The sequence below is a fragment of the Pseudomonas sp. 18-147 genome, assembly GCF_051048045.1.
GTDB lineage: Bacteria > Pseudomonadota > Gammaproteobacteria > Pseudomonadales > Pseudomonadaceae > Pseudomonas > Pseudomonas aeruginosa.
The window spans coordinates 1,201,412-1,215,528 of record NZ_CP182296.1; the positions used below are offsets into that span (position 1 = coordinate 1,201,412).

Below are 14,117 nucleotides of genomic sequence, written 5' to 3' on the forward strand. Positions count from 1 at the left end.
AAACGGATAGCCTGTCTGTCCCCGTAACGCCCCTGTCAACTTGCCCCGGTAAACCGGACCTTCGTGAAGCCTGCGGAGAACTCCGGTATGAGTGGGATGGACCTCAAGCGCCGCCGCGTCGTGCAAGGCCTGGGCGCTGGACTGCTGTTGCCGGCGCTGGGCGCGCCGGCGGTGATCGCCTCGCCCAGGGCGCGGCCGAAGCTGACCGATGGCGTGCAATCCGGCGATGTGCAGGGCGACCGCGCGCTGGTCTGGAGCCGCACCGACCGCCCGGCGCGGATGATCGTCGAATGGGACACCCGTAGCGTCTTCAGCGAGCCGCGTCGGCTGGTCTCGCCGGTCACCGACGAGCGCCTCGACTACACCGCGCGCATCGACCTGCGTGGCCTGCTGGCCGACCAGTCGATCTTCTACCGGGTGCGCTTCGAGGATGCCCGCGACGGCAGCCTGAGCAAGCCCTGGTTCGGCCACCTGCGCAGTGCGCCGAGCGAGGCGCGCAATATCCGTTTCGTCTGGAGCGGCGACACCTGCGGGCAAGGTTTCGGGATCAATCCGGATATCGGCGGCATGCGTATCTACGAAGCCATGCGCCGGCGCCAGCCGGATTTCTTCCTGCACAGCGGCGACACCATCTATGCCGATGGGCCGATCCCCGAACGCATCGAGACCGAGAGCGGGCGCATCTGGCGCAACCGGGTGACCGAGGCCAAGAGCAAGGTCGCCGAGACCCTCGACGAGTTCCGCGGCAACTACCGCTACAACCTGCTCGACGACAACCTGCGCCGCTTCAACGCCGAGGTGCCGCAGATCTGGCAATGGGACGACCACGAGACCACCAACAACTGGTCCTCCAGCAAGCAGCTCGACGAGCGCTACCAGGTGAAGGACATCGACGTGCTGGCGGCCCGTGCACGCCAGGCGTTCCTCGAATACGCGCCGCTGCGCTTCCAGCGCCAGGGGCGCGACGGGCGGATCTACCGCAAGGTCGCCTACGGCCCTTTGCTCGACGTGTTCGTCCTCGACATGCGCAGCTACCGCGGCGGCAACAGCGCCAACCTGCAGGCGCGGCGCAGCGCCGCCACCGATTTCCTCGGCCGTGAGCAGTTGCAATGGCTCAAGCGCGAGTTGCGCGGTTCGCGTGCGCAGTGGAAGGTGATCGCCGCCGACATGCCGATCGGCCTCTGCGTGCCCGATGGCAAGGACGCCCAGGGTCGCGACCGCTGGGAGGCCATCGCCAACGGCAACGACGGCGCCGCCCTCGGCCGCGAGCTGGAGATCGCCGACCTGCTGCGCTTCGTCCAGCGCGCCGAGGTGCGCAACACCGTCTGGCTGACCGCCGACGTGCATTACTGCGCAGCCCACCACTACAGCCCGGAGCGTGCCGCGTTCAAGGACTTCGCGCCGTTCTGGGAGTTCGTCGCCGGGCCTCTCAATGCCGGTAGTTTCGGACCCAACGCGCTGGATGGCACGTTCGGCCCGCAGGTGATGTTCCAGAAGGCCCCGCTGGTCCAGAACAGTTCCCCCTTCGCCGGCTACCAGTTCTTCGGCGAGGTGGAGATCGATGCGCAAAGCCGCGCGCTCACCGTCACCCTGCGCGACCTCGACGGCGAGCCGGTGTTTTCCCAGGAACTGCAGCCCGACGGCGCCTGAGCCGCGGCGACCCCATTCCGATAAAGGAGTATCCCGATGCACCCCTTGCGTAACGCCGCCCTGCTGGGCGGCCTGGCCCTGCTGGGCCTGCCGGTGGCCAACGCCGCCGAGCTGATCATCTCCGAGTATGTCGAAGGCAGCGGCAACAACAAGGCGCTGGAGTTCTACAACAGCGGCAGCCAGGTCCTCGACCTCTCCGCCTACCGCGTCGAGTTCTATTTCAACGGCGCCAGCGCGGCGGGCCGCAGCATCGACCTGAGCGGCAGCCTGGCGCCGGGCAAGACCTTCGTCCTCGCCAACGGCGTGGCCGACCCGGCGTTGCTGGCGCTGGCCAGCCAGCGGGTGGAAGGCAGCTGGTTCAATGGCAACGATGCGGTGCTGCTGCGCCGGCGCAGCGGCGAGATCCTCGACAGCCTCGGCCAGGTCGGCTTCAACCCCGGCACGACCTGGGGCAGCGGCGATGTGCAGACCCTCGACCGGAGCCTGGTGCGCAAGGCCGACATCCGCGACGGCGACAGCGATCCCAGCGACGCCTTCGACCCGGCGGCGCAATGGCTGGGCTACCCGCGCGACACCTTCGCCAACCTCGGCCAGCATGGCGCTGGCGAGCCCGGCGGCGGCGAGGAGGCCGGCCTGCGACCGATCCACGAGGTGCAGGGCGCCGGCGCTGAAAGTCCGCTGGTGAACCAGCGGGTCGCCATCGAGGGCGTGGTGGTCGGCGACTTCCAGAACGCCAGCGAGCTGAAGGGCTTCTACGTGCAGCAGGAAGATGCCACGGTGGACGGCGACCCGGCGACCTCCGAAGGCATCTTCGTCTACGACGGCGGCAACGGCAGCGACGTCAAGCTCGGCGACCGCGTCCGGGTGACCGGCCAGGTCCGCGAGTTCAACGGCCTCACCGAGCTGGTCGGGCCGCTGCAGGTCAGCGTCCTGGCGAGCGGCGTGGCGTTGCCGACGCCGGCCGGCATCAGCCTGCCGCTGGCCAGCGCCGATGCGCTGGAGCGCTACGAAGGCATGCGCGTGCAGCTCCGCCAGACGCTGACCGTCAACGAGGTCTACAACCTCGGCCGCTACGGCGAGGTCCTGCTGTCCTCCGGCGGCCGCCAGATGACTCCGACCAACGTGGTGGCTCCCGGCGAACAGGCCAAGGCCATGCAGGCGCGCAACGACCTCGACCGGATTCTCCTCGACGACGGCCGCAGCGGGCAGAACCCCGACCCGATCCGCTACCCGGCACCGGAACTGAGCGCCTACAACAGCCTGCGCGTCGGCGACCGTACCAGCGCCATCGACGGCGTGCTCGACTACTCGGCCGGCAGCTACCGTATCCAGCCGTTGCAGACGCCGACCTTCGAGGCGGCCAATCCGCGTCCGGCCCAGCCGGCGGTGGAAGGGCGCCTGCGGGTGGCCAGCTTCAACGTGCTCAACTACTTCAACGGCGATGGCAAGGGCGGCGGTTTCCCCACCTCGCGCGGAGCCAACACGGCCGAGGAGTTCCAACGGCAGAAAGCGAAGATCGTCGCGGCGATCCTCGCCTCGAAGGCGGACATCGTCGGCCTGATGGAGATCGAGAACGACGGCTACTGCGAGTTCAGCGCCATCGCCGACCTGGTCAACGGCCTCAACGCCAGCCTGCCCCAGGGCCAGCGCTATGCCTTCGTCAACCCGAACCGGGCGAAGCTGGGCAGCGACGAAATTGCCGTGGGGCTGATCTATCGCGGCGACAAGGTCCGCACCTATCGATCCGCGGCGGTGCTCGACAGTTCGGTGAACCCGGAGTTCGACGACACCCGCAACCGTCCGACCCTGGCCCAGACCTTCCAGGAGATCAATGGCGGCGAACGCCTGACCATCGCGGTGAACCACCTGAAGTCGAAGGGCTCGGCCTGCGACGGCGACCCGGACACCGGCGACGGCCAGGGCAACTGCAACCTGACCCGGGCGCGCGCCGCCCAGGCCCTGGTGGACTGGCTGGCGGGCGATCCGACGGGCGCCAAGGAGCCTGATCGCCTGATCATCGGCGACCTCAATTCCTATGCCAAGGAAGACCCGGTGAACGTCATCCGCAGCGCCGGCTACACCGACCTGGTGGCGCGTCAGGCGGGCGCAGGAAAGGGCTATTCCTACGTGTTCTCCGGGCAGTCCGGCTACCTTGACCACGCCCTCGCCAACGCCAGCCTGGCGCGCCAGGTACGCGGCGCGGTGGAGTGGCACATCAACGCCGACGAGCCCCGGGTGCTGGACTACAACGTCGAGTTCAAGACCCCTCGGCAGCAGGACAGCCTGTACAACGCCGAGCCGTACCGGGCCTCCGACCACGACCCGGTGGTGATCGGTATCGACCTGCGCCGGGTGGCGATGAAGAAGCACCGCAGGTAGGCAGCGGATAGCGCCCGTGGCGTTGGTCGCCATGCAGAAAGGCCACCCTCGGGTGGCCTTTCTGCATGGCACGTGGGCCTGTAGGGCGAATAACCGCTTGCGGTTATCCGCCGTTGTGGCGGGATCTCGGCGGATAACGCCGGTGGCGTATTCGCCCCACGGAACGGAGCCCCCTCCAGGGTGGCCTTCCAGTGTGGCACGTGGGCCTGGTAGGGCGAATAACCGCTTGCGGTTATCCGCCGTCGTGGCGGGATCTCGGCGGATAACGCCGGTGGCGTTATTCGCCCCACGGAACGGAGCCCCCTCCAGGGTGGCCTTCTGCATGGCACGTGGGCCTGGTAGGGCGAATAACCGCTTGCGGTTATCCGCCGTTGCGGCGGGATACCGGCGGATAACGCCGGTGGCGTATTCGCCCCACGGAACGGAGCCCCCTCCAGGGTGGCCTTCTGCATGGCACGTGGGCCTGGTAGGGCGAATAACCGCTTGCGGTTATCCGCCGTTGCGGCGGGATGCCGGCGGATAACGCCGGTGGCGTATTCGCCCTACGGAACGCAGGCGGCTTTTGCTTCGTACGTCGTCAACCGCGCAGCGGCGGCAGGTAGCCCAGTTCCATCAGCTTGATGTCCGCTTCGCCGACGCGCTCGAAATGTTCGCGACGGGTTTCGTCCATCGGTTCGCGGCCGTTCAGCAGCAGGGTGCCACGGCCGGGAATGTCGACCAGCTCCGTAGCCGCCGGGAAGTCCGTGGCCCTTAGCGGATGCGGGCAGAAGCCGATCCAGCCGATGCTGCGGCGGTCCGGGAAGGTCCGCTGGTGTACGAAATACGTATGCGGAGCGAGCATGCCCCAGGTCGTTTCGGGCCAGATTTCCAGCGCCGCGAGGAAGATCGCGACGAAGGAGGAAGCCGGTGCGTCGAACACCTGCAGCAGGCTGCCGGCATCTTCCAACTGGAGCCTGGTCGAGACGGCCCTGCCGCTGGCCTCGTAGTCCAGCGACAACCCGCCCTTGAGCGGATCCTCCTCGCCGTTCCATAGCACCAGTTCCACCGCCCGGGTGCGCCGGTCACGCGACAGGGCCTTGGCGAGATCCTGGCGGTGCTCGGTGACGTTGTGGCTGAGGGCGTCGCGCAGGGAGTCGCCGCACAGGTACCAGTTCTCCAGCACCGGATGGAGGGGCGCGAGGGCATCGAGGAAGCGCTCTATCCGTTGCAGGTGCTGGTCGTCGTCCAGTTCGAGGAGCCGTGCCGGATCGAAGTACAGCTCGAATATGTAGCGCCTGAAAGCCTTGGCGTCCGTCATGCGCAATACCCCGGGTTCTCTTCGCAAAACCTTTTCATCTCTTCCTGTTCCTTCGCGCGGGTTTCCTGGTAGTCGTCGTGCTCGTCCGTTCCCGGCATCGGATTCCAGAATGCCTTCAGGTTGGCCAGTCCCATGCGCAGGTACTCCGCGGCGCAGTACTCGTAGACGATCCGCTGCAGGAAGTGCCATTCGACGAACACCGGCGGGGTCGGTCGGGCCTTGTCGCTGTGGACCTCGGCCTTCTGCAGCAGGTCCGACTTCACCTTGGCCCGCGCCCAGGGCCTGGGCACGCCGAGCAGCGGGATGAACAGGAAGGCGTAGTTGGCCTTCGCCTCCAGCAGGGTGCAGCGCGGCTCGTCGAAGCCGTCCCACCAGGTGCCGCTCCAGAACCATTCGTGGGGAAACGGGAAATTGGTCACCCACTGCTGGTAGCGCGCGGACAGGTCCGACATGCTGTGGCCCTTGCCGTTATTGGCGATGGCCATTTCGCCCCGGGACGGCGGGCACTCCACGCAGTCCTTGTCGCGGCCCTGGCTCTTGCTGCAATCGCGCTCGGCTTCCCGGGTCCGGTCGCGGCTCAGCGTGCCGGTCTCGGTCCTGGGCAGGGTCTGCGGCACCGGCATCGGACGCGGTACCGGCCTGGGCAGCGCGCCGGGGGCCGGTCGCGGCAGCGGGCGCGGCGCCGGCATCGGCAAGTGCGGCCGGGGCGGCGCGGGTAGCTCGAAGGGCAGCCGCGGGCCCATGCGGGGCAGCGGTCGGAAAAGCGCGCCTATGCCGCTCATGCCGGTCTCCCCGAGGTTTCGTACGCGCGCCATTTCTGGCTGGCCAGGCGAAACTCGACGATCCGTTCGTAGTCCTGGAAGCGTTGTTCCGGGCTGTCCGCCAGCGGCCGGCGCATGTGTGCGAGAAACGCCGGCGTGTCCTGGAAAGCGGGGAAGGCCAGGCCGTGCAGAAGAAAGCGTTCGATCGTCCCGGGCTCTTCGATACCCAGTTCCAGCGCCGTCGCGCGCAGCTCGCCGAGTTGCCGGATGGCGGGCAGCAGGCCGCGTCGTTCGAGCCAGGCGGGAGCCTCCCGGCGTACCTCCAGCAGGACCCGCTCGATGACTTCGTCGTCGCGGACCCGCTGCAGGCGATCCAGTTGGCCGGCATCCAGTTCAAGCATCGGCGGTCCGCTCCGTTTCCCGGTCATAGACGAGGTAGCCGCCCTGCAGGGGCTGCCAGACCTGCCAACGCTCCAGCGGCGCCATCACTTGCGTCCATTGCCGCGCGGTCATGACCTGTTCCAGCGCCCGGCGCACTTCCGGGCTGTAGTAGCGCAACAGCGCCCGGCGGCCGTCGGGCATGCGGGTGAAGAGCAGCCCGGCGAAGTGTTTCGCGAGGTTTTCGAAGGACGCCCGGCTCCACAGCCAGGAGGCCATGGGCGAGCGGCGGTCCCAGTCGCGCAGCCAGCCGAGGAACTCGCCCGATGACGAAAGCGGGGCGCTGTCCATGAATTCGATCAGGACCGGCCCGGCATGGGCGATTTCGTCCAGCTCGCTCCCGGCCAGCAGCCAGCGCGAGCGGATTTCCCCCGCGGCCTTTTCCAGGCGGGCGTCCAGGGTCAGGTAGCGGGCGCCGTCCGCCAGGGCGAACAGGCGGCTGTCCGGCGTAGGCGCCGCGAGCGCCGGCTGGAGCCGGCTCACGGTGCGCCGCCGAGGCTTTCCAGGGGCACCAGGGCCTGGTTGCGGCGTGCCGCCAGCAGCAGGCATTGCAGGCACAGCTTCGGTGGGGCGAGGGCGAGAGCGGGTGCGCCGCCGCCGCTGTTGCCGATCAGCACCGTGCCCGCCCCGCCGACCACCAGGTTGCCGTGGGTGCCGACGCTACCTACCACGGTGGCGGGCTTGCCATTGATCAGTACGTTGGCGATGACGTTGGCGCTGAGGGTGGCGCCGCAGGCGGTGGCGTCGCCCTGGCGGGCGGCGGACCGATGGTCGAAGAAGACGTCGGGCGAGCCGCCGACGATCGGGTTGCTGCCGTGGCCCGGCAGCGGACACGCGGTCGGATCGCCCAGGCGCGCAGCGGGTTTGCCGCTCATGCTCAAGTCCCTATGAGATAAACCCTGGCACTCTGCCGTGCCACTCGGGGGCGGACAACCTATCTGAACTGCTCAGGAGGCACCTTCGGAAACGGCTTGGGCAACCGCGTCCTTGCCTGGTTGCGCTTGAAGGGATTTCCTACCTGGAAGTCTCGTCACCCGCCTGCGAAAGGCGCAGGCGTACGGAGCGATGGCGCGATGGGGAGGGGAGCCTGGGAGGAGGGAAGGAGGCGTTTCGCGCAGCGTCGCGTTCGCTTTGCCTGCGCAGGGGTTGTCCGCCGATATCGCGCTGGAGCGACGGATAGCCGCGATAGGGTTATCCGCCCTGCGCCGAGACCGCCGCGGGAGGAGCCAGGGAGGCTGTCCCTGGCTCCTCCCGTGCGATCAGTGATGCTCGCGCGTCGCGCGGAAGCGGATGTCCGGCCAGCGTTCTTCCATCAGGCTGAGGTTGACGCGGGTCGGCGCCAGGTAGGTGAGGTGCCCGCCGCCGTCCACGGAGAGGTTCTCGAAGGCCTTGTCCTTGAACTCCTTGAGCTTCTTCTCGTCGTCGCACTCGATCCAGCGTGCCGACCAGACGTTGATCGCCTCGTAGGCGCACTCGACCTTGTATTCCTCCTTCAGGCGGCTGGCGACCACGTCGAACTGCAGCACGCCCACCGCACCGAGGATGATGTCGTTGTTGCGCTCGGGGAAGAACACCTGGGTCGCACCTTCCTCGGCCAGTTCCTGCAGGCCCTGGCGCAACTGCTTGGACTTCAGCGGGTCTTTCAGGCGCACGCGGCGGAACAGTTCCGGGGCGAAGTGCGGGATGCCGGTGAAACCGAAGTTCTCGCCTTCGCTGAAGGTGTCGCCGATCTGGATGGTGCCGTGGTTGTGCAGGCCGATGATGTCGCCGGCATAGGCCTCTTCCAGTTGCTCGCGCTCGGAGGAGAAGAAGGTCAGCGCGTCGGCGATCTTCACGTCCTTGCCCAGGCGCACGTGGCGCATCTTCATGCCTTTCTCGTACTTGCCCGAGCAGATGCGCATGAAGGCGATGCGGTCGCGGTGCTTGGGATCCATGTTCGCCTGGATCTTGAACACGAAGCCGGAGAACTTCTCCTCGGTCGGCTCCACGCTGCGTTCGTGGGTGGCGCGCGACAGCGGCTGCGGCGCCCAGTCGACGATGCAGTCGAGGACCTGGTCGACGCCGAAGTTGCCCAGCGCGGTGCCGAAGAACACCGGGGTCATCTCGCCCTTGAGGAAGGCGTCCTTGTCGAATTCGTGGCAGGCGCCCTGCACCAGCTCCAGCTCTTCGACGAAATTGTCGTAGAGATCGCCGAGGTGGGCACGGGCTTCGTCGGAGTCGAGCTTTTCGATGACCTTGGTCTCGATGCGCTCGTGGCCGTGGCCCGGGACGTAGACGATGATCCTGTCGTCGGCCAGGTGGTAGACGCCCTTGAAGTCCTTGTAGCAGCCGATCGGCCAGGTGATCGGCGCGGCCTTGATCTTCAGCACCGCCTCGATCTCGTCGAGCAGTTCGATGGGGTCGCGGATGTCGCGGTCGAGCTTGTTGATGAAGCTGACGATGGGCGTGTCACGCAGCCGGCAGACTTCCATCAGGGCGATGGTCCGCGGTTCGACGCCCTTGCCGCCGTCGAGCACCATCAGCGCCGAGTCCACCGCGGTCAGGGTGCGGTAGGTGTCTTCGGAGAAGTCTTCGTGGCCGGGGGTGTCGAGCAGGTTGATCATGTGCTCGCGGTAGGGGAACTGCATCACCGAGGTGGTGATGGAGATGCCGCGCTGCTTTTCCATCTCCATCCAGTCGGACGTGGCGTGGCGGTCGGACTTGCGCGACTTCACGGTACCGGCGACGGCGATCGCCTTGCCCATCAGCAGGAGCTTCTCGGTGATGGTGGTCTTACCGGCGTCGGGGTGGGAAATGATCGCGAAGGTACGGCGCTTCGCGACTTCGGCGGCCTGAGTGGTCATGGATGCGTGCCTGCTGGAATCCGTTGGCGTGGGCGCGGGACGGCCCGGAAAAACGCGGGATTATAGCGGTAAAACGCGGCGCGTCGGGATGCCTGTCATCCGGCGATCGATGGAATTGCCGGTGGACAGCGAACTTGTCGCAGTCGTGCCGTTCCAAGCAGCCAGCGGCGGCCACCGCCGGATAGACTGCTTTCATTTCACCCGATCGAAGGAAATCACCATGAACGGAGTATCCAGACTGCTCTCCCTGGCCTTGCTGGGCGCGGCGCTGCACTGGGCGCCGGCGCAGGCCGAGGAGCAGCCGCGGCTGTTCGAACTGCTCGGCCAGCCCGGCTACAAGGCCACCTGGCATGCCATGTTCAAGGGCGAGAGCGACGTGCCGAAATGGGTTTCCGACGCCAGCGGCCCGAGTTCCCCGTCCACCAGCCTGAGCCTGGAGGGCCAGCCCTACGTCCTGGCCAACAGTTGCAAACCCCACGATTGCGGCAACAACCGCCTGCTGGTGGCGTTCCGCGGCGACAAGAGTGCCGCCTACGGGCTGCAGGTGAGCCTGCCGGACGAGCCCGCCGAAGTCATGCAGACGCCGAGCAAGTACGCCACCTATCGCTGGTACGGCGAACCCTCCAGGCAGGTCCGCGAGCTGCTGATGAAACAGTTGGAGAGCGATCCGAACTGGAAGTGACGCCGGGCCTGAGGGTAACCAGGCCCGGCGGCGGGGAGGGCGGATGATCGCTGGCGATCGTCCGCCGTTGCGCCATGCGCTCCCGCGGTCTTTCTTCAGAAACCGACCGAGGCCTGTACGTACAGGGTGCGCGGCTGGCCGACGTAGAGGCCCTTGTTGTTGTCGTCGAACGAGCGGGTGTAGTAGCGGCGATCGAACAGGTTCTTCACCCCCAGGCCGAGCTTGAGGTCGTTCAGTTGCGGGCCGAAGTCGTAGGTGCCGCGCGCGCTCCAGACCATCCAGCCGGCGATCCGCCCGGTGCTGCCGTCGGCGCTTTCGCTCTCGGTGTTGGCGTTGTCGGCGTACTGGCTGGTCTGGAAGCTGCCGTCGAGGTTGTAGCTCCAGGCGCCGGTGCGGTAGTTGGCGCCAAGGGTGCCCTTGTGCTTCGAGGAGAACGGCACCTGGTTGCCCTTGTTCGGCCCGTCTTCGCGAATGCTCGCGTCGACGTAGGCGTAGCTGGCATAGACGTCGAAGCCGGAGAGCAGCGGGTCGAGATCGGCCAGGTCGGAGGCGATCGCCGCCTCGATGCCCTTGTGCCGGGTCTTGCCGCGGGCGGTCACGCTGTCGGTCTGCTGGTTGCTCTCGTACTGGTTGTCGAAGTTGATCAGGAAGGCGCCCAGTTCGGCGCGCAGGATGCCGTCGTCGTAGCGGCTGCCGAGTTCCCAGGTGCGGGCCTTCTCCGGCTCGATGTCGCCGCTGCGCACCGCCTTGCCCATCTGGCTGTACTGCACGGTGCCGAACGAGCCCTCGGTGTTGGCGTAGAGGTTCCAGCTCGGCGTGAGGTGGTAGGTCACGTTGAGCGCCGGCAGCGAGGCGTTGTAGCGGCCGCTGTCCTTGCTGTTCTTCAGCAGGTTCTTCTGTTCGGAATCGATCTTCTCGTAGCGGATGCCGGGGGTGATGGTCCAGTTGCCGATGTCGATGCGATCGTCGATGTAGAACGCGTTGGCTTCGGTGCTGCCGCGGGTGTCGCGGTCGTTGCGGCTGCCGGTGCTGGGTAGCTGGCCGCTGTCGGCGCGGGTCCAGTAGCGCAGCTCGTGGCTGGCTTCGTTGACGTAGCGGTGGCCGATGCCCACTTCGTGGCGACTTTCGCCCAGCTCGAAGCCCTGGCTGAAGCGGGTTTCCAGGCCTCGCACCCAGTATTCGCGCGGCGACAGGGTGAGGTTGCGGCCCTGGTCGAGGTAGCCGCTGCGCAGGGTCTTGGTGAAGAAGCCGGTGACGTTGAGCTTCTGGCTGGCGTTGGGGGTGTATTCGTAGCTGGCGCTGGCCAGGGTACGGCGGCCCCAGAACTTGTCGTAGGGACGGGTCGACTGGTACGGGTCGTCGCGGTAGGCCGCGGTGCCGAGGCCGCCGGGCATGTCGGCCTCGCCGTCGTAGTACTGGGTCATCGCCGAAAACGCGTGTTCGTCGCTGGGCTGGAAGCGGCCCTTGAGGATCAGGTCGTCGATCCGCGTATCGCTGTGCTCGCGCCAATCGCCGCCGCGGGTGCCGGAGTAGAGCAGGGCGCCGCCGAGGCCGTTGGCGCCGGTGCCGCCGATCAGCACGTTGTGGGTGGTCTTCAGGCCGTCCTGGCTGGAGCTGGGGCTGAGTTCGCTGTGCACGTCGAGCTTGGTGGCGAAGTCCTCGGGGATCGCCCGGGTCACGAAGTTGACGATGCCGCCGACGTTCTGCGGCCCGTAGCGCACCGCGCCGCCGCCGCGGACCACGTCCACCGCGTCCATGTTGCCGATGGACACCGGCGCCAGCGACAACTGTGGCTGGCCGTAGGGGGCGAAGGGCACCGGGATGCCGTCCATCAGCACCGTCGAGCGCGACGCCAGGCGCGGGTTGAGGCCGCGAATGCCGAAGTTCAATGCCAGGTCGTGGCTGCCGGTGCCGTTGTTGAGCGGCGCGCTGACCCCGGGAATGCGCTCCAGCACTTCGCGGGTGCTGGCCGCGCCTTGGGCCTGGAACTGCTCGCGGCGGACCACGTCGCGCGCACCGGGATGCTCGAAGACGTCGGCGGCGCTGGCGTCGGCCAGCCAGTCGCCGACCACGGTGAGCGCCTGCAGGTTGGCCGGGTCTTCCACCGGCAGCGCCTCCAGGGTATAGGCGCCGTCGCCGCGGGCGCGCGCCTCCAGGCCGGAGCCGGCGAGCAGGGCGGCCAGGGCTTCCTCCAGGGTGTACTCGCCGTCCAGCGCCTGGCTGCGCCGCGCGGCGGTCTGTTCCGGGCTGAAGGCGATCAGCACGCCGGCCTGGCGGCCTAGGTGGTTCAGCGCCTGCTCCAGCGGCTCGGCGGGCAGCCGGTAGTACTGGCGGGCATCGGTGCGGATCTCGGCGGCGCAGGCGCTACCGGCGGAAACCAGGACGGGACCGCCGAGGCAGGCGAGGAGCAGGGCGCGGCTGAGCGGCGACAGGGCGCGTGACGGGGACATGAGGGACACTCCAGTGGATCTTTCGAGGTTGGCTTTCCTCCTCTGTCACGCGAGGTGGGGAAAAAGGCTCAGGTGCGCGGAAATATCTTTCCGCTCATTCGCGCGGGTGCACGCCGACCCAGTAGCGGGTGACGCGCCGTACCTCCACGGGCAGCACCGCCGGCAGGGTGGCGAGGATCCGCTCGCTATCGTCCAGCGGATAGCTGCCGGAAATCCGCAGGCCGCCGATGCGCGGGTCGCAGCCCAGCCGGCCGGGGCGGTAGCGCGCGACTTCGGCGAGGAATTCGTCCAGGCGCATGCCGGCGGCCACCAGCATGCCGTCGGTCCAGGCGCCGCTGCCGACCGGCAGCGGCTGCGGAGCGCCGAGTCGCTCGCGGTCGAAGTCCAGCTGCCGGCCGCTGGGCAGCAGCAGGCCCTGGCCGGCGCGGTTCTCCACCTGCACCGCGCCTTCGTGGACGGCGACGCGGGTGCGTCCGGCGAACTGGCGCACGTCGAACCGGGTGCCCACCGGTCGCAGCCGGCCTTCCGCGCTGTACACGTGCAGCGGGCGCGGGTCCTGGCCGGTGCTGAGCTGGATTTCCCCGCGCAGCAGGAGCAGGCGCCGTTCGCCGGCATCGAAGCGGACATCCACCGCCGTGTCGCTGTTCAGCTCGAGGCGACTGCCGTCGGCCAGGACCAGGCGCCGGCGTTCGCCGACGCCGGTGGCATAGTCGGCGCTCCAGCGCTGCAGGCTGCCGCTCTCGCGCAGGCCCCAGGCGCTGCCGCCGGCGGCCAGGACCAGCAGCAGGGTCTTCAGCGCGCGCCGGCGTTGCGGCGAATGCGGTGCGTTGATGGCGGCCAGGGCCAGTGGCGTGCCTATCCCGGCCAGGCGCTGGTTGACCGCCTCGATGTGGCGCCAGGCCTGCTCGTGTTCCGGGGCCGCCTGGCGCCAGCACTCCAAGGCCTGGCGCAGGCGTTCGTCGTCGGCGCCGCCCTGCAGCTCGACCAGCCAGCGCACGGCCTGTTCAGCCACCTGCGGCGGCACCTTGGGTGCGGCGGGCAGGCTCATGGCAGCTCGGCGAAGTAGCAGCGTTGCGCAGCCTTGAGCATGTAGCGCTTGACGCTGCTCAGGGAGATGCCCAGCTGCGTGGCGATCTCGGCGTAGCCCAGGCCGTCGAGCTGGGCCAGCAGGAAGGTCTCCTTGGCCAGCGGCGGCAGACCGTCGAGCAGACGGTCCAGCTCGACCAGGGTCTCCAGGACGATGGCGCGGGTCTCTTCGCTGGGGACTTCCCGCTCGGGCAGGCTGGCCAGGGCTTCCAGGTAGGCGCGCTCGACGTCCTGGCGGCGGTAGTGGTTGCACAGCACGCGGCGGGCGATGGTGGTGAGGAAGGCGCGCGGTTCGTCGATGCGCGCGGCCTGGCGCGAAACCAGGACCTTGACGAAGGTGTCCTGGGCCAGGTCGGCGGCGTTCTGCGGGCAGCCGAGGCGGCGCCGCAGCCAACCCGTGAGCCAGTGGTGGTGGTCGCTGTAGAGGGTATGCAACGCGGCCGCGTGGGCGAGGTCGGCGCTCGACACCTGGACATTCCCGGAGCAGAAGGATTAACGAATGATAATAGTTATCATTTTATGCTGCGGGAA

At 68.0% G+C, this 14,117-nt stretch carries 12 protein-coding genes; 3 read left to right on the forward strand and 9 right to left on the reverse strand.

All coding sequences use genetic code 11. The features are described from left to right. The first annotated feature begins 87 nt into the window (after nt 1–87). Together ACM0M4_RS05715 and ACM0M4_RS05720 are read left to right on the forward strand one after the other, a co-directional pair. Nucleotides 88–1,650 carry an alkaline phosphatase D family protein gene (locus tag ACM0M4_RS05715; RefSeq protein WP_054376216.1) on the forward strand — a complete coding sequence of 521 codons (1,563 nt, stop codon included), beginning with the start codon at nt 88–90 and terminating at the stop codon, nt 1,648–1,650. A gap of 36 nt (nt 1,651–1,686) precedes the next feature. Continuing rightward, complete coding sequence (locus tag ACM0M4_RS05720; RefSeq protein ID WP_054376218.1) at nt 1,687–4,029, forward strand: endonuclease/exonuclease/phosphatase family protein; 2,343 nt, start codon at nt 1,687–1,689, stop codon at nt 4,027–4,029. Between the two features lie 577 nt (nt 4,030–4,606). Here the strand turns inward: ACM0M4_RS05720 and tsiT are convergent. The 6 genes from tsiT to ACM0M4_RS05750 all read right to left on the reverse strand — a co-directional run bounded on the left by tsiT (nt 4,607) and on the right by ACM0M4_RS05750 (nt 9,368). Further along, nucleotides 4,607–5,326, reverse strand: coding sequence for a type VI secretion system immunity protein TsiT (gene tsiT, locus ACM0M4_RS05725; protein WP_003161898.1), 720 nt, complete (start codon nt 5,324–5,326; stop codon nt 4,607–4,609). After that, nucleotides 5,323–6,108: a type VI secretion system effector protein TseT gene (gene tseT / locus ACM0M4_RS05730; protein WP_221345503.1), complete on the reverse strand. Its 786-nt coding sequence runs from the start codon at nt 6,106–6,108 to the stop codon at nt 5,323–5,325. The genes tsiT and tseT overlap by 4 nt, the downstream gene beginning before the upstream one ends. Then, entirely contained in the window at nt 6,105–6,488 is a 384-nt protein-coding gene (locus tag ACM0M4_RS05735; protein WP_003104238.1) for a hypothetical protein, read from the reverse strand. The genes tseT and ACM0M4_RS05735 overlap by 4 nt, the downstream gene beginning before the upstream one ends. Further along, nucleotides 6,481–7,008 (reverse strand): DUF4123 domain-containing protein, encoded by a 528-nt coding sequence (locus tag ACM0M4_RS05740; protein WP_054376220.1) that lies wholly within the window; start codon nt 7,006–7,008, stop codon nt 6,481–6,483. Before ACM0M4_RS05740 ends, ACM0M4_RS05735 begins: the two co-directional genes overlap by 8 nt. Next, a complete protein-coding gene (locus tag ACM0M4_RS05745; protein ID WP_003093006.1) occupies nt 7,005–7,400 on the reverse strand; it encodes a PAAR domain-containing protein in 396 nt (131 codons plus the stop codon). The genes ACM0M4_RS05740 and ACM0M4_RS05745 overlap by 4 nt, the downstream gene beginning before the upstream one ends. A 384-nt stretch (nt 7,401–7,784) precedes the next feature. Continuing rightward, nucleotides 7,785–9,368 (reverse strand): peptide chain release factor 3, encoded by a 1,584-nt coding sequence (locus tag ACM0M4_RS05750; protein ID WP_003093004.1) that lies wholly within the window; start codon nt 9,366–9,368, stop codon nt 7,785–7,787. A 220-nt stretch (nt 9,369–9,588) separates the two neighbouring features. Between ACM0M4_RS05750 and ivy the strand changes: the two genes are divergently transcribed. Further along, nucleotides 9,589–10,050, forward strand: coding sequence for a lysozyme inhibitor Ivy (gene ivy / locus ACM0M4_RS05755; RefSeq protein WP_003093002.1), 462 nt, complete (start codon nt 9,589–9,591; stop codon nt 10,048–10,050). A 95-nt stretch (nt 10,051–10,145) separates the two neighbouring features. Here the strand turns inward: ivy and fecA are convergent, their stop codons facing one another. The 3 genes from fecA to ACM0M4_RS05770 all read right to left on the reverse strand — a co-directional run bounded on the left by fecA (nt 10,146) and on the right by ACM0M4_RS05770 (nt 14,054). Continuing rightward, a complete protein-coding gene (fecA, locus tag ACM0M4_RS05760; RefSeq protein ID WP_221345504.1) occupies nt 10,146–12,500 on the reverse strand; it encodes a TonB-dependent Fe(3+) dicitrate receptor FecA in 2,355 nt (784 codons plus the stop codon). A gap of 94 nt (nt 12,501–12,594) precedes the next feature. Next, nucleotides 12,595–13,548, reverse strand: coding sequence for a FecR domain-containing protein (locus tag ACM0M4_RS05765; protein ID WP_221345505.1), 954 nt, complete (start codon nt 13,546–13,548; stop codon nt 12,595–12,597). Continuing rightward, complete coding sequence (locus tag ACM0M4_RS05770; RefSeq protein ID WP_003092999.1) at nt 13,545–14,054, reverse strand: sigma-70 family RNA polymerase sigma factor; 510 nt, start codon at nt 14,052–14,054, stop codon at nt 13,545–13,547. The genes ACM0M4_RS05765 and ACM0M4_RS05770 overlap by 4 nt, the downstream gene beginning before the upstream one ends. Nucleotides 14,055–14,117 lie beyond the last annotated feature (63 nt).